General features: G+C 71.1%; 15 protein-coding genes. 12 read left to right on the top strand and 3 right to left on the bottom strand.

The features are described 5' to 3' along the window. Window positions 1-402 precede the first annotated feature (402 nt). The 3 genes from ABH935_RS17635 to ABH935_RS17625 all read left to right on the top strand — a co-directional run bounded on the left by ABH935_RS17635 (window position 403) and on the right by ABH935_RS17625 (window position 3,122). The gene (locus ABH935_RS17635; RefSeq protein ID WP_370378970.1) at window positions 403-777 is read left to right on the top strand and encodes a hypothetical protein; all 375 of its coding nucleotides are present in this window, start codon (window positions 403-405) and stop codon (window positions 775-777) included. A 333-nt stretch (window positions 778-1,110) separates the two neighbouring features. Next, window positions 1,111-1,461, top strand: a complete 351-nt coding sequence (locus ABH935_RS17630) for a YciI family protein (RefSeq protein ID WP_370379012.1) — start codon at window positions 1,111-1,113, stop codon at window positions 1,459-1,461. Window positions 1,462-1,757: 296 nt separating this feature from the next. Further along, window positions 1,758-3,122, top strand: coding sequence for an FAD-binding oxidoreductase (locus ABH935_RS17625; protein WP_370378969.1), 1,365 nt, complete (start codon window positions 1,758-1,760; stop codon window positions 3,120-3,122). 115 nt (window positions 3,123-3,237) lie between these two features. Here ABH935_RS17625 and ABH935_RS17620 read toward each other — a convergent pair whose 3' ends face one another. Then, entirely contained in the window at window positions 3,238-5,373 is a 2,136-nt protein-coding gene (locus ABH935_RS17620; RefSeq protein ID WP_370378968.1) for a molybdopterin-dependent oxidoreductase, read from the bottom strand. Window positions 5,374-5,516: 143 nt separating this feature from the next. Between ABH935_RS17620 and ABH935_RS17615 the strand changes: the two genes are divergently transcribed. Together ABH935_RS17615 and ABH935_RS17610 are read left to right on the top strand one after the other, a co-directional pair. Then, window positions 5,517-7,103 carry a class I SAM-dependent methyltransferase gene (locus ABH935_RS17615; RefSeq protein WP_370378967.1) on the top strand — a complete coding sequence of 529 codons (1,587 nt, stop codon included), beginning with the start codon at window positions 5,517-5,519 and terminating at the stop codon, window positions 7,101-7,103. Between the two features lie 3 nt (window positions 7,104-7,106). Then, complete coding sequence (locus tag ABH935_RS17610) at window positions 7,107-8,408, top strand: extracellular solute-binding protein (protein ID WP_370378966.1); 1,302 nt, start codon at window positions 7,107-7,109, stop codon at window positions 8,406-8,408. A 268-nt stretch (window positions 8,409-8,676) separates the two neighbouring features. On the opposite strand, the gene ABH935_RS17605 is transcribed toward ABH935_RS17610, so the two are convergent. Further along, complete coding sequence (locus tag ABH935_RS17605) at window positions 8,677-10,131, bottom strand: FAD-dependent oxidoreductase (protein ID WP_370378965.1); 1,455 nt, start codon at window positions 10,129-10,131, stop codon at window positions 8,677-8,679. 239 nt (window positions 10,132-10,370) lie between these two features. On the opposite strand from ABH935_RS17605, the gene ABH935_RS17600 reads away from it, so the two are divergent. From ABH935_RS17600 to ABH935_RS17580, 5 genes are all read left to right on the top strand, one after another. Then, window positions 10,371-11,216, top strand: a complete 846-nt coding sequence (locus ABH935_RS17600) for a cyclopropane-fatty-acyl-phospholipid synthase family protein (protein WP_370378964.1) — start codon at window positions 10,371-10,373, stop codon at window positions 11,214-11,216. Window positions 11,217-11,339: 123 nt separating this feature from the next. Next, window positions 11,340-11,693, top strand: a complete 354-nt coding sequence (locus ABH935_RS17595) for a YciI family protein (RefSeq protein WP_370379011.1) — start codon at window positions 11,340-11,342, stop codon at window positions 11,691-11,693. Window positions 11,694-11,695: 2 nt separating this feature from the next. Further along, window positions 11,696-12,982, top strand: coding sequence for an RNA polymerase sigma factor (locus ABH935_RS17590; protein ID WP_370379010.1), 1,287 nt, complete (start codon window positions 11,696-11,698; stop codon window positions 12,980-12,982). Between the two features lie 142 nt (window positions 12,983-13,124). Next, entirely contained in the window at window positions 13,125-14,474 is a 1,350-nt protein-coding gene (locus ABH935_RS17585; RefSeq protein ID WP_370378963.1) for a condensation domain-containing protein, read from the top strand. After that, window positions 14,471-15,730 (top strand): acyl-CoA dehydrogenase family protein, encoded by a 1,260-nt coding sequence (locus tag ABH935_RS17580; protein ID WP_370378962.1) that lies wholly within the window; start codon window positions 14,471-14,473, stop codon window positions 15,728-15,730. Before ABH935_RS17585 ends, ABH935_RS17580 begins: the two co-directional genes overlap by 4 nt. Window positions 15,731-15,814: 84 nt before the next feature. Here the strand turns inward: ABH935_RS17580 and ABH935_RS17575 are convergent, their stop codons facing one another. Next, window positions 15,815-17,083 (bottom strand): cytochrome P450, encoded by a 1,269-nt coding sequence (locus tag ABH935_RS17575; RefSeq protein ID WP_370378961.1) that lies wholly within the window; start codon window positions 17,081-17,083, stop codon window positions 15,815-15,817. 203 nt (window positions 17,084-17,286) lie between these two features. On the opposite strand from ABH935_RS17575, the gene ABH935_RS17570 reads away from it, so the two are divergent. Both ABH935_RS17570 and ABH935_RS17565 read left to right on the top strand, forming a co-directional pair. Further along, on the top strand, window positions 17,287-17,541 hold the full coding sequence (locus tag ABH935_RS17570; protein WP_370378960.1) for a phosphopantetheine-binding protein: 255 nt from the start codon (window positions 17,287-17,289) through the stop codon (window positions 17,539-17,541). Between the two features lie 6 nt (window positions 17,542-17,547). Beyond that, on the top strand, window positions 17,548-18,429 hold the full coding sequence (locus tag ABH935_RS17565; RefSeq protein WP_370378959.1) for a phytanoyl-CoA dioxygenase family protein: 882 nt from the start codon (window positions 17,548-17,550) through the stop codon (window positions 18,427-18,429). Window positions 18,430-18,575 lie beyond the last annotated feature (146 nt).

Below are 18,575 nucleotides of genomic sequence, written 5' to 3'. Positions count from 1 at the left end.
CAGCGCATACCCCTATCGCAGTCCACGATGATCCCGCAGTGTGTTTGTGCGATTGCTGAAGGCGATCGCCGGCCCGCGCCGCCGCCGCACGGCGCGTCCTCGCAGGCACCCGCGCCGCACGCCGCCGGCCGCCGCCGCGAGACCGCCGAACCGCGACCGGACTCCTAGCGGACTCCGGAAGGCACACGCCGCTCGCGCGTCCCGGCGGTGCCAGGGTCGTGGCCCGTGAAGGCGTCCCACCGCGGCGTGGACGTCGAGTCCGCCCGGATCGCATCCCGCGACCCGGGATGAAGGTGGTGAAGCGTGCCAGCACGGAGAAGGACCGAAGAGCCGGCCGCCCCGGTCCCCGCCCGCAGGCCCCCCGCCCGCGGGGCGGGTCATACCCCAGCGAAGGAGTACTCCATGTCGATGACCATCGACGTCGCGTTGAAAGAAGCCATGCGCACCGAGGGCGCGATCGGCGCCGCACTGGTCGACTACGGCAGCGGCATGTCCCTCGGCGAGATCAGCGTCTCCAAGGAGCTCGACCTGACCGTCGCCGCCGCCGGCAACACCGAGGTCGTCCGCGCGAAGATGCGCACGATGGAGATGCTCAAGATGAACGACACCATCGAGGACATCCTGATAACCCTCGGCCGCCAGTACCACATCATCAGACCCCTGACCTCCCGCAGCGGCACCGGCCTGTTCCTCTACCTGGCCCTGGACCGCACCCGCGGCAACCTCGCCCTGGCCCGCCACCAGATGCGCGTGGTGGCCGAGAGCATCGAGATCTGAGCTCCCGCGACGGGACGCGGAGCTCCACCGGGTTCGCGGCGACCCCGCCGCGGATACCGACGGCTGGTCGGCTCAAGGAGGTGAGGCGCCTGCTTTCAGGCTGAACGGATTGGCTTATGACCGCCTGCGAGAAGTGCAGAAGTCTCTGGTGGGGAGCAGGCGGTCACCACTTTCGCGGGTCGTGTGCAGCGCGGCGGCCGCCCCGGGCCGGCCCCGCGGGCATCCCGACGAACCTCTCCCCGCCCGATGTCCGGTTCCCGGTCCCGGCTCCGACCTACAGGCGAGAGCGTCCACGCCGGACGCCCCACCGTAAGGAGCGAAGCCGTGAAGTACATGCTGCAGATCATCATCAACCCCAAGATCGCCGAGTCTCTGACCGAAGAGCAGCAGGCCACTGTGGGCCCCGCTCACGAGAAGCTGATCGGGATCATCTCGGAGTCCGGCGAGCTCGTCTCGATGGACGGCCTCGCCGAGCCCGCCAAGAGCACCGTGGTGCGGGTGCGCGATGGCAAGACGGTGACCTCCGAGGGCTCGCTGTTCGAGGGTGAGGACTACTTCGGCGGCTATTACATCGTCGATGTCGCCAGCCAGGAGCGGGCCGTCGAGCTCGCCGCGATGATTCCGGACGCGCACTGGTCCGCCGTCGAGGTCCGGCCGTTCCTGGAGATGCCCGAGGAGGGCTGAGGCGCCGGTGGGGCCGGGCCGGCGGCGGTCGTCCGCCGCCGGCGACGCGTGCTGCGTGGCGGGCAGCACGCGGCCCGCGCCGCGCAGCACAACCACGCAGCACAACCACGCAGCACAACCACGCAGCACCACAGCACGGCACCACAGGGCGGCACCCCGGCATCTCCGCTCGTGCGCACACCAGTTCCCCCGGGCACGTCCCAGCCATGTCCGGATCCGCGCCTCGGCTCCGACCACCGGGTAGAAAGCGAACAGCGCCGCCGTGTGCTGCTCAACGGGAGAAGAAGGAGTACACCATGGACAGCGCCGTGGAGCCCGGGGCCATCGAGTCCCTGCGGGCCGAAGTCACCGGTGAGGTTCTCGTGCCGGGCGACGACGGCTACGAGGCCCGGGCTAATATTTTCGCCTACACCGGGCACCCGGCCGTGATCGTGCGGGCGAACAGCGACGAGGACGTGGCCCGGGGCATCGGCTTCGCGGTCGAGCACGGTCTGGAGATCTCCACCCGCAGCGGCGGCCACAGCAACGCCGGCTTCAGCACCAACGTCGGCGGCCTGGTCCTGGACCTGTCGCTGCTGGACGGCGTCGAAGTGCTCGACGAGGCCGAGCGCCGGGTGCGCCTCGGCGCCGGCGCGTTGTGGACCAACGTCGCCGCGCAGTTGGCGCCGTACGGCCTGGCGTTCACCTCCGGCGACACCACCAGCGTCGGCGTCGGCGGCCTGCTGGTCGGCGGCGGCGTGGGCTGGATGGCCCGCAAGTACGGCCTGGCCCTGGACAGCCTGGTCGCCGCGACCGTCGTCACCGCCGACGGCCGCATCCTGACGGCGAGCGCGGATGAGAACCCGGACCTGTTCTGGGCGATCCGCGGCGGCGGCGGCAACTTCGGCGTGGTGACCTCCTTCACCGTCATCGCGCAGCCGGTCGCCCAGGTCTTCTTCGGCGCGATCTCCTTCGCCCCCGAGGAGACGGAGGCCGTCCTGCGCGGCTGGGTGTCCTACATGGACTCCGCTCCCGAGGAGCTCACGGCCACCGCGATGTGCTGGCCGACCTTCGGCCAGCAGGCCCCGCCGCTGGCCGTCATGGTCTGCTACGCCGGCGACGACGACGCGGCCGCCGCGCTGGCCATCGATCCGATCCGCAAGCTCGGCACCGTCGTGGACGACCAGGTCCGCCTGATGCCCTACGGCGGCGTCCTGGCCGACGCCAACGAGTTGCCCCCGGGCTGGCAGCCGTACGTCCGCAACCGTCTCACCCCGGACCTGACCCCGGACCTGGCCACGGCGATGCTCGCCGAACAGGCCAACCTCCAGAACCTGTACGTCGAGATCCGCAGCATCGGCGGCGCCCTGAGCCTGGTGCCCGAGGACGCGACCGCGTTCGCGCACCGCTCCACCCAGGCCCTGATCATGGGCGTGCTGCTCGGCTCCCCGGAGGACAACGAGCCGCTGATGCCCGCCTACGAGGCGTTCTGGTCCGCGGTGGCCCCGTCGGCGTCCGGCGCGTACAGCGGCTTCCTGAGCAACGTCCTCCAGTCGGACATCGACGCGGTGTACCCCCGCCGGGTGTACCGCAAGCTGGCGGCGCTGAAGCAGGAGTACGACCCCGCCAACGTCTTCCACCTGAACGTCAACGTCGTCCCGGCCGGAGCCGACCAGGACTGATTCCCACGGAGCTGGGGCCGGACCGTCGCCAGGCGTCCCGGCCCCGCTTGCCCGCCCGCCAGCTGTCTGGTGTCTGGGGTCTGCTGTCTCGGGTCTGCCGTCTGGTCTGCGGACCTCAGCCGGGCAGCACCGTCACCGGCACCCCGTTGAACACCGCGTTCCCCGAAATCGGATCCACCACTGCCTCATCCGTCAGTGCATTGGCATTGACCCCGGCGTTCTTCCGCGCCACCGCCTGCCCGCTGTCCTCGTGCCCCCAACCGTGCGGCAGGCTCACCACCCCCGGCATGATCGTCTCCGTGGCCTCCACCACCACCTCGACCTCCCCGGCCGCCGACCGCACCCGCGCCAGGCCCCCGAGCCCGAGACGCGCCACGTCCCGCGGATGGACGTGCAGCGTGCACCGATTGCTGCCGCCGATCAGCGACGGCACGTTGTGCATCCAGCTGTTGTTCGACCGCAGGTGCCGGCGTCCGATCAACACCATCTCCGGCACCGGATCCCGCAGCCGCTCCAGCAGGCGCGGCACGTCGGCGGCCAGCGTCGGCGGCGCCAGATCGACCTTGCCCGAAGCGGTGCACAGGATCTCCGGCAGCCGCGGCTGGAGTGGACCGAGGTCCAGACCGTGCGGCGCCTCCCGCATTGCCTCCAGCGAGAGGCCGTAGGACCCCAGCTTCAGCAACGCGTCCAGAATCTGCTCGGTCCCGTCGTCGCCGTCCAAGCTTGTGCGCATCTCCGGCACCGCCGCGAGCAACTGCCCGAGCAGCATCTCCTCGGCGCTGGCGGGATCGGCGTCAGGACCCTGACCGGCCAGCACCAGCAGCAGCTTGGCCAGGATCGTGGCCTCCGAACGCTGATCGTCGCGCAGCGGCAGCACCGGCGAAGAGAAGCGCGCGTAGTTGCGCACCATGATGATCTGCACGAGGAAGTCGAAGTGCGGGCTCTGCAGAATCCGCGGCGGCGGCAGGATCACGTTCGCGTGCCGCGTGGTCTCGTTCAGATACGGGTCGACACAGACCATGAAGTCCAGTTCCGACAGTGCCCGGGCCAAGCGCGGCGCGCCCGGTGCGGACAGCGCCGGGTTGCCCCCGACCGTGATCAGAGCCCTGATCTGCCCCTCGCCCGGCGTCTCGATCTCGTCGGCCATGGTCGCGACCGGGAACTCCCCGAGGACTTCCGGCAGGCCGCGCACCCGGCTGTGCCAGGCGCCGGTGGTGAAGGGCTGTCCGTTGCGGAAGATCTCCAGGGCCGCGGTCTTGGCGAACAAGACGCCGCCGGGCCGGTCCAGGTTCCCCGTCAGGGCATTGATGACATCGACCAGCCACTGCGCCGTCGAGCCGAACTCGGCGGTGCAGGTGCCGATCCGGGCGTACACCGCCGCCGACGGTGCCGCCGCGAGCTCCCGAGCCAGCCGTACCGTCGTCGCGGCCGGCACGCCGCAAGCCCGCTCCACTGCCCCCGGCGTGAAGTCGCGAGCCAGAGCCCTGAGTTCGTCCAGCCCGGTGACCTCCACGTCCAGCGCGGTCAGGCCCTCGGCCAGCAGCGTGTGCACGATGCCGAACAACAGGTACGGATCCGTCCCGGGCCGGATGAACAGGTGCTCGTCGGCGAGTTCGGCGGTCCGCGTGCGCCGCGGGTCCACGACCACGACCTTGCCGCCGCGCTCCTGCAGCGCCCGCAGCCGGCCCTTGAAGTTCGGCGCCACGCACAGCGAGCCGTTGGACTCCACCGGGTTGGCCCCGAGGATCAGCATGTAGTCGGTGCGGTCCAGGTCCGGCACGGCCACCGCGAACGCGTCGCCGAACATCAGGCCGCTGGCGACGTGCTTGGGCATCTGGTCGACGGTGCTGGCCGAATAGACGTTGCGGCTGCCCAGGACCTGCGTCAGCGGCTGCCGGTAGAGGAACCCGGCCATGGTGTGGAACGTCGGGTTGCCGAAGTACAGCGCCACGGCGTCGCGGCCGTGCGCCGCCATCGTCTCGGTGAGCCCGCGGTGCACCTCGGCGAACGCCTCGTCCCAGCTCGCCGGCCGCAGCTGCCCGTCGATCCGGTCCCGGACCAGCGGACGCGCCAGCCGGTCCGGATCCTCGTCCAGCTTGCCCAGCGCCGCGCCCTTCGGGCACAGGAAGCCCTTGCTGAACGGGTCGTCCTGGTCTCCCTCCACGCGCAGCACGGAACCGGCGTCGTCCAGGGTCAGCCGCAGCCCGCAGGCCGTCTCGCACAGGGGACATGTCCGCAGCGCAGTCTTCATGGTCCAGGACGCTAGCAACGACATGGCACGGGACCTTCTCGCTGCGTGCGAAGCGGCGCCCACCGGTTCGGCATCCCCGAAGATGTCCCGCCCGCGCCGAGCGCGTGATCGTGGTGGCAGACCAGTCGAGGAGAGGATTCGCCATGGCTCCGCATGCCGAGCCGGCCACCGTCGCCGGACCGCTGACCGCCTTCAGGGACGCCGATTCCGAAGCGCTGGCCGGGGCGTTCAGCCGCCTGGTCGGCACGTTCTGGACCGGCGGAGTGCTGACCGATCCCGCCTCGGCGCGGGACGCCGTTCCCGGCCTGCTGGCCGCCTGGGACGGCACCGACGCCGCGCACCGCGGCTATTTGGCGATCGCCCTCGGCCTGTTCGCCGAGGCCGAATACCCGGCGCTCGACGGCCCGGTCGCGACCGCCGTGCGCGGGGGGCTGGACGCCGTCCTCGACGAGGTCCGCGGCGCCACCGCCGTCACCCCGCTGACGCTGGCGTCGCTGTATCTGCTCGCGCACTTCCCGCACGAGCGGGCCCGGATCTGGTCCGCCTTCGACGGCGTGCCGCTGGACCCCGACGACCGGACCCGGCTGGACCGCGGGCTGTCGCTGCTCGACCCGGAAGACCCCGATCTGGGCCGGGCCTGGCCCTCGCCGTTCGACTGGGCCATCGACGAGCAGGAGCGGGAGTTCGATCGGGCTTGGATCAGGACCCTGACGCCCGAGCAGGTCACCACGACCTGGAACGACGACACCCGCACGCTGTGGGCCACAGCCGGGGCCAAGGCTCTGTGGTCGGTGGCGAACGGCGTGGTGCCCACCCCGGTTGTTGATCAGAGCCCTTACTGGGCGGCTCTGCACGAGGCACCGGGAACCGTGGACGCGACGTCGTTCGGCCGGCACGAAGAAGCGCTGCGCTGTACCTCTTGCGGGAGCGCGCTCACCTTCCAGGCCAAGGGCGCCCGATGCCAGAGCTGCTCCACCTTCTACCCGGTTACCGTCGGCGGGATCCTCGACCTGTCTCGCCGCGAGCGCTCCGGCGCCGGAGTCAGCGACGACGCCGAGGACGTCGAGGCTGATGTGCTGCAGAACGCTGCCGTGATGAGCACCGTCGGCCAGCACTACGAGTCCGGGCTGCGTCCGGCCTTCCTGCGCGTCATGGGCCAGAACTGGGACGGCGGCGTCACCCCGGCGATCGAGGACGCCTACATCACCGACCGGCTGCGCGCGGCGGCCGAGGCGCGCGCCGACGGACCGGTCCTGGACCTCGCGGCCGGCGCCGGCCGCTGGACCTGGGTGGTCACCGAGGCCGTCGGCGCCGACCGGGTCATCGCCCTGGACCTCAACGACGCCATGCTCTACTGGCTGCGCGGTCGGCTGCCGCAGGTCGCTGCCGTGCGGGCCAGTGCCCTGGAGCTGCCGCTGGCCGACGGCAGCCTGACCGCCGTCAACTTCTGGAACGCGCTGCAAGCGGTGCCGGACGCGGCGCAAGCCCTTGCCGAGATCGGCCGCTGCCTGCGGCCCGGCGGCGTGCTGACGCTGATGACGTTCCGGTGGGCCGATGACGCGGTGTACCGGTACTTCCAGCACTCGCACATCTTCCCGGCCGCCCCGGAGGGTTATGAGCTCTTCGAGCGGGAGGAGATCCGGTCGTGGTTGGCCGCCGCCGGGTTGAGCGTTGTTGAGGAGTCCGGGCCGGGGACGTTCGTGTTCATCACCGCTGAGCGGGAGGGCTGAGGCGTGGGGGAGAGCCCGACCGTCGTTGAGATACTGCTCGCTGAACACCCGGTTCGAGGAGGGTTCCTGGACCCGGTCCGTCAGCGGGCTGCGGAGTTCGAGGCGGCGCATCCCGGCTACGAGGTGCGCATTTCGACGTACCGGACGTTCACCGGGGGCGACGAGTTCATTCGGATCCTGGACTCCGGGCGCGTCCCGGCGATCGTCGACGTCTTCTTCACCGAGACCCAGCGGGCCCGCGACGCGGTCGCCGCGACCGGCGGGCCGCTGTTCACCCCGGTGCAGCGCGCAGTCGCCGGGCGGCGGGAGATCCTGGGCGTGCCGGTGGTTCTCGACGACTTCGTCGAGGCCGCGCACCGTTACTACAGCTACGACGGCGAACTGGTGTCGATGCCGTTCAGCGTCTCCACCGGCCTGCTGTATGCGAACACTGCGATGATGCGGGCGGCCGGGATCTCGGAGGTGCCGCAGGACTGGGAGGCGTTGGAGGACGCGTGCCGGGCCGTCACGCGGCTGGACGGCGGTCCTTCGCACGGCGTCGCGTGGGCCGTCGACGGCTGGTTCTTCCAGCATTTCGTGAGCCAGCAGGGCGGCCTGCTGGTGGACCGGGACAACGGCCGGTCCGGCCGGGCCCGGACGGTGGACCTGGCCTCCGAGGAACTGCTGGCCTGGGTCACGTGGTGGCAGCGACTGCACAAGGACGGCCTGTACCTGCACACCGGCGTGACCCAAGACTGGGCCGGGACGTTCGAGGCCTTCATCGAGGGCCGCGTCGCGTTCCTCTACAACTCCTCGGTGATGGCCGAGCCGCTGATGTCGGCCGCGGCGCAGGCCGGCATCGACGCCGTCGCCGCCCGCCTGCCGCGCAACGGCGCCGTCCGGTACGCCGGCGACGTCCTCGGCGGCGACTCCCTGTGGCTGGCCGCCGGACTGCCGCCGGAGGTGGAGGACGGCGCGCTGGCGTTCCTGCAATACCTGCTGAACCCGGCAGCCGCCGCCGCATGGCACAAGTCGAGCGGCTTCATCCCGGTGACCCACGGCGCGCACCGCCTGCTCGAAGCAGAGGGCTGGTTCGCCCAGAAGCCGCACCACCTGACAGCCCCAGCCCAACTCGCCGCCTCCAACGGATCCCCCGCCGCAACCGGCGCGCTGGTCGGCGAGCTCGCAGCCACGCACGCCGACCTGGTCCAGGCCATGACGGACGTCCTGGAGCAAGGCGCCAACCCCGCGCGCCGCTTCGCACAGGCCACGGCCACGGCGCAGCAGCGGCTGGACGCGTACAACGCGAAAGCCACCGCACGATAGGCCACCACTTAGGCCACCACTGAGGATCGGCGGCACCGCGATTGAAGTCGGTGCGGCCGGCGCGCGTCCAGGTCGGGACGCGCTGGGGCGCGGTAGTGAGGGCTGCCGCGCCCCTTTGGCATGCGTGCGGCGGGAAAGGCGCCGCTTCAACTGTGAGATTCTCTGGGCATCCATGTTCGTGTCCTGCTTGCCGATGGCCGCGACCGAAGACTGGCAGCACAGCGGCCGGCACCGCCCACGGGCACCGGCCGCCAACCCCCTGCATCCGTTACCGCGCCCCGGCCACCGGAGCCTTCGCCGCCTCAGCCCCGGCCCCCGCCCCCGCCCCAGCCCCCTCCGCCACCGCCGGCGGCACCGCGGCCGGTCCGGCCGGCCCGCGCAGCGCGTTCAGCAGCACCCGCGCGACCATCGCGGGTCGCATCAGCTGCTCCGGCCGGTCGAGCATGCCGGCGGCGCGCATGTAGCCGCGCGTCACCGAGCTGTCGCGGGTCGTCGCGACCTGGACCATCGCCAGGTAGCGCTGGCCCAGGCGGACCTTGAAGTCGCGCTTGCCCTCCACGCCGTCGAAGCCGAGGTCCACGGTGCGGGTCATCTCCCACGGCGGGTCGATGACGTCGCGCGCCAGGTCGCGGAAGTACTGGCGGGAGTCCGGGGTGGCTCCGGAGTGCAGGTGGTGGCGCAGCGTCAGGGCGGACAGCGCCGCGACCGTCATGCCCTGTGCGTAGACCGGGTTGAAGCAGGACACGGCGTCGCCGATGACCAGCAGGCCGGCCGGGAAGCGGGTCATCTGCTCGTAGCGGCGGCGCTGCGTGGTCGGGAAGCGGAAGGCGACCGGCTCGTCCAGCGGTTCGGCGTGCTTCAGCGCCTCGTGGATGTCCGGGACCGGCAGGCCCTTGACGAACTCGTACAGCCCTTGCTGGTCCGTCGGCGGGTGGTCGCCGAGGATGCCGTAGACGGTCAGCAGGGTCTTGTCGCCCTCGGTCTTGGTGAAGATGCAGCCGCGCGGGACGTCGGGGGAGGCGACCGCGATGATGGCGAGGTCACCGTCGTAGGGGTCGGCCTTCATCTTGTAGTTCTGGGTGACGTAGCCCAGCCCGATGTTGGTCCGCTCCTCCTCGACCCGCGGATAGCCCATCTCCTCCAGCCACACCGGGGTGCGCGAGCCGCGCCCGGTCGCGTCGACCACCAGGTCGGCCGCGATCGTCTCGCCGGGCTCGCCGCTCTTCTGGACCTTGACCCCGGTCACCTGCGCGTGGTCCGCGGTGGCGGTCAGGCCCAGGATGTCGCAGCGTTCGACGAAGCGGATGTTCTCCAGCTCCGCCGTGCGCTCCCGGATCCGGCGTTCCATCAGCGGCGCCGAGGCCGGGACGGCGATGTAGCCGATGTCGGCGCGCTTGACCGGGCGGCCGCGGAAGTACCAGCGGACCGAGCCGGAGAAGTCGCCGAACGGGGTGCCGTCGGCGATGAGCTGATCGGTGATGCCGGGGTAGAGCTCCTCCATCACCACCCGGCCGCGCACGTGCATGGCGTTGATGTGCTTGCCCTGGGGACGTCCGCGGCGCGGGCCGTCGACGCCGGTTACCGTGTCCCGGTCGACGACCAGGACCTCGTCGTAGGCCTCGGCGAGCACGCGGGCCGCGAACAGCCCGGCGATGCTGCCGCCCAGCACGACGGCGCGGGTCGGGGCGCCGTCGGCCGCCGGCCGGGTTGCTTCCTGGGGCATCTCGCCCACCTCCTGGAGATCGGGTGCCGGGGATGGCGTATCAGCTTCACGATGTGGTCCCGAGCCGACGCCGGGCATCTCCTGGATTGCGAGCCGACAGCCGCCGCAACCTGCGCAAGCACGGAGATGAGGGCCCTGATCGCGGCCGCGAGCATGGACCGAGGACCTGAGCGAGGACCCGACCGAGGACCCGGTGGATCCGGTCCCAGCCCGAGAGTCCCAGCCCGAGAGGAGAAGCCATGGAGAGCGCGGCAACCACCGGCGACCGGCCCGAGCCCGACGGGATCGCCGAGATGTTCGACGAGTCGTCCGACATGTCGAACGCCTTCAACGACGGTCAGGTCCACCTGGCCTACTGGTACGACGACGAGGACCAGGCCCCGCTCGTCGAGGCCACGCAGCGCCTGACCCGCAAAATGGCCGACTCGCTGCGCCTGCGCAAGGGCGAGCGCGTCCTCGACGTCGGCTGCGGCCTCGGAGCCCCGGCGATCCAGCTCGCCGCCGAGTACGGCGTGGAGGTCACAGGCGTCAACATCAGCACCCGCCAGGTCGCCGAGGCGCACGCCCGGGCCCGCGCGGCGGGACTCGGCGACCAGGTCACGTTCCAGACCGGCGACTACCGCTCGCTGGACTTCCCGGACGGCAGCTTCGACGCCCTCGTCGCGATGGAGGCCCTGGTCTACGTCAGCGATCTCGGGCCCACCCTCCGCGGCCTGCACCGGGTGCTGCGCCCCGGCGGCCGGCTGTCCCTGACCGAGCCGACCCGCGAAGGGCTCGGCGTCGTGGCCGCCAGCCAGTTCGCCGCGAACTTCGGGTCGAAGTGGCTGCTGTCGGTGGCCGAGTGGCTGGATCCGTTGCGCGAGGCCGGATTCGAGCTCCTGGAGTACCTGCAGTGCGGGCCGCGGGTGTTCGGCATGGGCCCCAAGTACGTGCACGCCGTGGAGACACGGCGCGCCGAGTTGGCCGCCCAGTTCGGCGACGCCGCCGTCGACGAACTCCGCCAGACGCTGGAGACCTTCTTCGCGCCGGGGGAGACAGGCCAGATCGGCTACGCGGTCATCACCGTGCAGAAGCCTTGGAACTGATTCGCCTCGCCGCGGGTACCCGACGTCCACCTTCGATGTCCGATGCCGCGAGTCTGCTCCGACTACCTCAGAGCCGCGCCCGACCGGGGCGCCCGCAGGCGAGGGAAAAGCACCGTGAAGTACATGCTGCTGATCTACAACAACCCGGACAACATCGAGGCCATGAGCGAGGAAGAGCGCGAGGCCGCGATGCGCGGCGTCGACAGCATCCTGGCGGAGCTCGCGGCATCCGGCGAGATGATCGGCGGCGTGGCGCTGGCACACCCCTCGACCGCCAAGACCGTACGGGTGGTCGACGGCGTCCCGGAGACCACCGACGGACCCTACGTCGGGGCCAAGGAGATGCTGGCCGGCTACCTCACGATCGAGGCCGACAGCCTCGACCGCGCGGTCGAGATCGCATCACGCTGGCCGGACGCCCGGCACGGGGCCATGGAAGTCCGTGCCGTGATGCATCCCGGCGGCATGGAGATGTGACCATCCGCACCGACATCGAGGACCTGCTGCGCCGCCTGACGCCGCAGGTGCTCGGTGCCCTCGTGCGCCGCCACGGACAGTTCGAGGCCTGCGAGGACGCCGTCCAGGAAGCCCTGCTCGACGCGGCCGTGCAGTGGCCGGCCGACGGCGTCCCGGAGCGTCCGGCCGGCTGGCTGACGACCGTCGCCTCCCGCCGGCTGGCCGACCACGTCCGCAGCGAGAGCGCCCGACGGCGCCGCGAGGCCGTGGTGGCGGCGTTGGAGACCCCGCTGGAGCCGGTGGTGCCGGGCCCGGAGGACCACGACCACACCCCCGACCGGGACGACACCCTCCTGCTGCTGTTCCTGTGCTGCCACCCGGCGCTGTCCCCGTCGTCGCAGATCGCGCTGACCCTGCGCGCGGTCGGCGGGCTGACCACCGCCCAGATCGCGGCGGCCTACCTGGTCCCCGAGGCCACGATGTCGCGGCGGATCCTGCGCGCCAAACAGCGGATCAAGGCCACGGCCATCCCCTTCCAGATGCCCCCGCCGGACAAACGCGACGACCGCCTGCGGGTCGTCCTGCACGTCCTCTACCTGATCTTCAACGAGGGCTACACCGCCAGCTCCGGACCCGAACTCCAGCGCGCCGAACTCGCCCACGAGGCGATCCGCCTGACCCGCGCCGTCCACCGCCTGCTGCCCGACGACAACGAGGTGGCCGGCCTGCTCGCCCTCATGCTCCTCACCGATGCGCGCCGCCCGGCCCGCACCGCGCCCGACGGCGCGCTGATCCCGTTCGCCGACCAGGACCGCGGCCTGTGGGACCCGGTGTCGCTGAAGGAAGGGGTCGAACTCATCACCAGCACGCTGGCCCGCGGCCCCCTCGGGCCGTACCAGCTCCAGGCCGCCATCGCCGCCGTGCACACCGAGGCGCCGCGCTTGGAGGAGACGGACTGGCCCCAGATCCTGGCCCTCTACGAGTTGCTGTCGCGAGTGTCGGCCAACCCGATCGTGGCCCTCAACCACGCGGTCGCGATCGCGATGGCCCACGGTCCCCAGGCCGGCCTCGCGATGCTGCGCGCCCTGGACTCCGACGGACGGCTGGCAGACCACCACCGCCTCGAAGCGGTCCGCGCGCACCTGCTGGAGATGGCCGGCGAACCGGGCCCGGCGCGGGACAGCTACCTGCTCGCCGCCCACCGCACCACCAGCCTGCCCGAACGCCGCTATCTCGAAGGACGCGCGGCGGCAATCAGGAAGATGCGCGCCCCGGCCGGCGCTGATGAGAATCGAGACGCGGCCACATAACAGCGCACTGATCATCCGTTCACACCTTGCCCCGGGATCTTCCACGTCTGGCCGATCGCATCCGTGACGGACTTGAGCCGCATCACTCTGATCGATTCCCTCCACAACGCCAGCGTCAGCCTTCACCGAGGAGAGATCTCACATGACGACGACGTCGGACACCCAGCCGACAACCGCGGCGCTCTCACTGCAACAGCAGTTCCTGTGCATCTTCGCCCAGGGCTTCGAATCCGGGCCGTTCGGGCCGCACTACACGGAGGTCTTCGCCTGGCGGATCCGCGGCCGCGTCGATGAGCGCGCCATGCGCCAGGCGCTGGCCGACGTGGTCGAGCGGCACGAGGCGCTGCGCACCGTGGTGGACCTGGAGAACGGCGGCGCCCAGCGCGTGTTGCCCGCCGTCCAGCCCGAACTGCTGCTGATCGACCTGGACGGCTCGCCCGGCGCGGACCGGGACCGGCGCTCCGAGGAGCTGATGATCGAGGCCGAGACCCGGCTGTTCCCGGCCGACCGGATCCCGTTGATCCGCGCCGTTCTCGGCCGCTTCGACGAGCAGGACTCCGTCCTGGTCCTGTGCGCGCACCACAGCGCCGCCGACGTCTGGTCGATCCAGGTGATCCTGCAGGACCTGGCGGAGAGCTACACGGCGCGCGCGGCCGGAAAGGAGCCGCAGCTGCCCGAGGCGACCCAGTACCGCGACTACGTCGCCGCGCAGCAGCAGGAGGCCGCCGGGCCGAAGGTGGCCGCCTCGCGCGCCTACTGGCGGGAAGCGCTGCGCGGCGCCAAGATCATGGTCGCGCCGGTGCAGCCCACGGGTCAGACCCCTGCGACGAGCTACCACCGCTTCACCACCGAAGCGCGGCTGAGCACCGAGGTGTCCAAGCTCGCCAGGGCGACGCGCAGCTCGACGTTCATGGTCCTGCTCGCCGCGTTCACCGTCTTCGTCAACCGCCGCACCGACGCGACCGACATCGTCGTGCCCACGTTCGGGCCCGGCCGCGAACCCCGCTTCCAGTCCACGGTCGGGTCGTTCTTCAACTTCGTCCCGCTGCGCGTGGACCTGGCCGGCTGCCGCACCTTCCGCGACGTCATCGCCCGCACCAGGACGGCCTGCGTCGGCGCGTTCTCGCACGAGCTGCCGCTGCTGCACGTGCTCGCCGAGGTGCCTGAGCTGATGTCCTCGGCCGGCCCCGACGCGGTGCCGACCCTGTTCCAGGCCGTCCAGCCGCCGTATCTGATGCAGGGCAACCGGATCGGCGACCTGGAGTACACGGCGATCTGGCGGCGCGTCATCCCGCAGCCGCTCGGCTCCGACACCCCCGACGGCATGATCTGGTCGATGCACCTCAGCGACACCGAAGTGGTCGGCGGGCTCAGCTTCAGCCGCCACCTGTTCGAGCGGGCCGAGGTCGAGGAACAGGTGGCCGGGTTCCTCGGAGTGATCGGTGAGATGGTGGCCGACCCGGACTCGGAGATCCGGGAGGCGACGCGATGACGACCACTGAGAACGTCGTGCGGAACGCGGCCGTGGCGGCCGAGCCGGACGTCACCCCGGCCGTGCTGATCGAGCGGGCCAAGGCCATGGTGCCCGCTCTGGTGGCGGGCCAGGCCGAGACCGAACAGCGGACCTACTACGCCGAGGACACCCACCAGGCGTTCCGGGACGCGGGCTTCTACCGCGTCACGGTGCCAAAGCGTTACGGCGGCTACGAGTTCGGCTTCGACACCTTCCTGCAGATCGCGATGACCCTGACTCGCGCCTGCGCGTCCACAGGCTGGATGTACTGCCTCGGAGCGGCGCACTCGCTGTTCGCCGGCAGCATGTTCGGCGAGAAGGCGCAGGCTGAGATCTTCAGCGGCGGCGACTTCATCGCGCCGCTCGTCAACGCTCCCTACGGCACCGCCAGGCGCGCCGAGGACGGCGGCTGGATCCTGGACGGCGTGTGGCGGTACTGCTCCGGGGCGCCGTATGCGACCCACCTGATCGGCAACACCATGATCGTTGGGGACGACGCTGATGGCGCAGACGACACAGCCCCGCCGCGCCGACTGCTCTTCATCGCTCCCCGCGACCAGTGGGAGATGCTCGACGACTGGGGCGGCCAACTCGGCCTCAAGGGCAGCGGATCGCACAGCATCCGGATCGCCGGCGGACGCATCCCCGAGCACTTCGGCATCGAGGTCAACTTCGAAGAGATCTCAGTCACCGAGGGCACCCCGGGCCGCGAGCTGCACGAGCACCCGCAGTACGGCGGCGCCCCGGCGAGCTCGATGGCCCTGGAGGGCGCACACATCGCGGTCGGCATGTGCCAGGGCGCGCTGGAGGCGTACACGGAGCTGATGTTCTCCCGCACCACGATCCTGCCGCCGTTCGGACCCAGAACGGAGGACCCCGACTTCCAACTCTGGTACGGCAAGGCCAGCGGCATGATCGACGCCGCCGAAACCCTGGTGCTCGCGGCGTCGCGGCGCTGGCACGAACTGGCCGGAGAACCGGTCGGGGCGTTCACCGCCGAAGAGGACCTGCGGATCGCGATCACCTGCCGGGAAGCTACCGAACTGGCCTGGCGGGCCGTCGACGAGATCCTCCAGCCGACCGCCGGCAGCCCGGCGGTCCGGGAGGGAACCCGCCTGGAACGGGTCTGGCGCGACCTCTCCACCGGCCGCACGCACGCCAGCTCCGCCGTGCTGCTCACCACCGTGGCCAACCGCGGATACGCGCAGCTGAAGCTGGCCGGCGCGCGTCGTTGACCTACAACAGGCCGGCGGCGGGACGAGGACGTCCCACCGCCGGCTCCGTCGTGCTCCGTCGCGCTTAGTCGTGCTTAGCCGTGCTTAGAGATGGATCGGCAGGGTGCGGCGGCCGTTCATGACGAACGTGCCTTGTCCGGCCAGTTCGTCCGGCTCCACCGCAAGGCGCAGACCGGGGAAGCGCGCGAACAGCGCCTCCACCGCGATGCGCACCTCCATGCGGGTCAGTGCCGGGCCGACGCAGCGGTGCACGCCGTGGCCGAATGCCACGTGCCGCTTGTCCGCGCGCAGGATGTCGAACTCCCCGGCGTCGGCGCCGTGCAGTTCCGGGTCGCGGCCGGTCGCGGCGAAGGCGACCACCACCGGGTCGCCCCGGGAGATGGTCACGCCGGCCACCTCGACGTCTTCGGTCGCGAACCGGAACGGCAGGTTCGCGACCGGCGCGTCGGCGCGCAGCGTCTCCTCCACCACGTCCTCCCAGTCGACCTCGCCGCTCGCCGCCAGGGCGCGTTGGCCGGGCCGGGTGAGCAGGGCCAGGACGGCGTTGACGATGAGGTTCCGGGCCGGTTCGGCGCCGGTGTTGAACATCAGCTGCGCCAGGCCGACCAGCTCGGCGTCGGCGTCAGGCGCCGCATCAGAGCTTGTGTCAGAGCTCGCATGAACTCCGGCCACCGGGCATCCGCCGCTCGGCGGCGAAGCCGCGATCAGATCGCTGATCAGATCCTCCCCGGGCTCCCGTCGCTTCTCCACGACCAGCGCAGAGATTTTGCCTTGCATCGCCAGGAAATCCGCGCGTGCCTTCTGCGGGTCCGGCTCGACGTACCCCGCGAGGCCCAGGATGCCGTCCGGGTCGCCCTCGGGCACGCCGAGTAGTTCGCCGATGACCCGCGTCGCGACCTGGTGTGCGTACTGCGCCTTGAGATCGACCGGCTCGCCGGGCTGCTTCGCCGCGTACTCGGCTAGCTCGTCCAGGGCGCGCGCCACGACCCGCTCGACCCGTGGCCGCAGCGAGGCGATCCGTTGCGGGCTGAAGGCGCCGGCGACGAGCTTGCGCTGGCGGGTGTGCGGCTCGCCCTCGGCGGTGGACATGTTGTCCATGCGGGCCCAGGCGATCAGCGGGAAGTCCGGGGCGAGAGCGCCCTCGGCGTAGGCCGGCCAGTGCAGCCGGGCGTTCTTGGAGAACCGTTCGTCGGCCAGGATCTGCCGGGCGGCGTGGTAGCCGGTCACCGACCAGGCCTGGAGTCCGCCGGGCAGCAACACCCGGGTGACCGGCCCGCGGGCCCGGAGCCGGGCCGCCTCGCCGTGGATGTCGGTGCCGGCCGGATCGATGACGAACAGCGAATCGTCGTCCACGTCTACCTCCTGTGAGGACGGATCGGTACAGATCCCTCCCATGGTGGGCGGCGGCCGTCGTCGCAGGGTTCTTCGACGGTGCCCGGTGGCAGGGCAGTTCAGGAGATGTGTCGCATATGCGGGGGCTGCGAAAGTCGACATCGATGGCGTCGGGACTCCCCCCAACACCGGAGCACCTCTGACTTCATTTGAGGAGCAGCGACATGACCACTCAGCAGCAGCCGGCCACCACGGACATCGCCCGGCGGGTCGCCGCGATCTGGACCGACGTCCTGGGTCCGGGCTCCGACCGGGCCGGCGCCACGTTCTTCGAGCTCAACGGACAGTCCATCGCCGCCGTGCGGATCGCCGCGGCGGTCGAGGAGCAACTGGGCGTCACGCTCGACATCGGCGACCTGTTCGAGGACCCGGACCTGGAGACCCTCACCCGGGACATCCTGGCCCGTTTCGAGGGGTGAGCTGCGATGCCCGAACTGACCCACGTCACTCCCGCCGCCCCGCTCGACGACGTCGTCGAGATCCTGGACCGCGACGGAGCGGTGATCGTCGAGGACTTCGTCGACGCCGAAACGCTCGCCGCGCTCCGGGCGGATCTCGCACCCGGCCTGGAGGCGGCCGGCTACAGCGAGAGCGGCTACGACGGCCAGAAGACCAAGCGGCTGTCGAGCCTGTTCCACCGCTCGCCGGGTCCCATGACCGACGTGGTCCTGCAACCGCAGTTCCTCGGCGCGGCCCGGCGCCTGCTGCAACAGCCCACGCACATGTGGATCGGCAAGGTCCGGATGGAGGTGACGCCGAGCATCCAGGTCAGCTTCACCCAGGCGATCAGGATCGATCCGGGCCAGGGCCGCCAGCCGCTGCACCGCGACGACGCGATGCACCTGTGGCGCCACCCGGGCCCGCCGTGCCGGCTGCAGCTGATGCTGGCTATGACCGAGTTCACCGCCGCCAACGGCGCGACCCTGGTCATCCCCGGCAGTCACCGCTGGGACGACGAGCGGGCCCCGGCCTACGCCGAGACCGTCCCGGCGGTCATGCCCACCGGTTCCGCGCTGCTCTGGCCGGGCGGCGTCTACCACGGCGGCGGAGCCAACACCACGGACACGCCGCGCTACAGCCTGTCCGTCGGGCTCGACCTGGGCAATCTGCGGCAGGAGGAGAACCAGTACCTCGCCGTCCCCCGGGAGACGGTGCAGACCCTGCCCGAGGAGGTGCAGCGGCTGCTCGGCTGGGACCGCTGTCCGCCCGGCCTGGGCCAGGTCGAGACGCAGGACCCGCTTCTGCTGCTGGAGCGGACGCCGCAGGAACTGTCCAGCAGGCCGCGCGGTGCGAATCCCCTGCGGTAGCGGTCTCGGGCCGAAAGCAGTCGGTGTGCTCTGCGAACGCAGGAGCACCGGCTGCTTCGCGCATTCTGGAAGATGCCCGCCTGACTCAGCACCCTCAGACTCCACACCCGAGACCCGTTGTGGCTCGCTCCCGGCCCCCATTTGAC

It is taken from the genome of Catenulispora sp. GAS73, from assembly GCF_041262085.1.
In the GTDB taxonomy this organism is placed as follows: domain Bacteria; phylum Actinomycetota; class Actinomycetes; order Streptomycetales; family Catenulisporaceae; genus Catenulispora.
This window is presented reverse-complemented; position numbering and strand designations above follow the sequence as displayed.

Excerpts from the sequence above, each read along its gene's own strand:
- ABH935_RS17570 (WP_370378960.1), top strand. The coding sequence starts at position 17,287 with ATGACCACTCAGCAGCAGCCGGCCACCACGGACATCGCCCGGCGGGTC.
- ABH935_RS17585 (WP_370378963.1), top strand. The coding sequence starts at position 13,125 with ATGACGACGACGTCGGACACCCAGCCGACAACCGCGGCGCTCTCACTG.
- ABH935_RS17565 (WP_370378959.1), top strand. The coding sequence starts at position 17,548 with ATGCCCGAACTGACCCACGTCACTCCCGCCGCCCCGCTCGACGACGTC.
- ABH935_RS17605 (WP_370378965.1), bottom strand. The coding sequence starts at position 10,131 with ATGCCCCAGGAAGCAACCCGGCCGGCGGCCGACGGCGCCCCGACCCGC.
- ABH935_RS17625 (WP_370378969.1), top strand. The coding sequence starts at position 1,758 with ATGGACAGCGCCGTGGAGCCCGGGGCCATCGAGTCCCTGCGGGCCGAA.
- ABH935_RS17630 (WP_370379012.1), top strand. The coding sequence starts at position 1,111 with ATGCTGCAGATCATCATCAACCCCAAGATCGCCGAGTCTCTGACCGAA.
- ABH935_RS17580 (WP_370378962.1), top strand. The coding sequence starts at position 14,471 with ATGACGACCACTGAGAACGTCGTGCGGAACGCGGCCGTGGCGGCCGAG.
- ABH935_RS17600 (WP_370378964.1), top strand. The coding sequence starts at position 10,371 with ATGGAGAGCGCGGCAACCACCGGCGACCGGCCCGAGCCCGACGGGATC.
- ABH935_RS17620 (WP_370378968.1), bottom strand. The coding sequence starts at position 5,373 with ATGAAGACTGCGCTGCGGACATGTCCCCTGTGCGAGACGGCCTGCGGG.
- ABH935_RS17615 (WP_370378967.1), top strand. The coding sequence starts at position 5,517 with ATGGCTCCGCATGCCGAGCCGGCCACCGTCGCCGGACCGCTGACCGCC.
- ABH935_RS17635 (WP_370378970.1), top strand. The coding sequence starts at position 403 with ATGTCGATGACCATCGACGTCGCGTTGAAAGAAGCCATGCGCACCGAG.
- ABH935_RS17595 (WP_370379011.1), top strand. The coding sequence starts at position 11,340 with ATGCTGCTGATCTACAACAACCCGGACAACATCGAGGCCATGAGCGAG.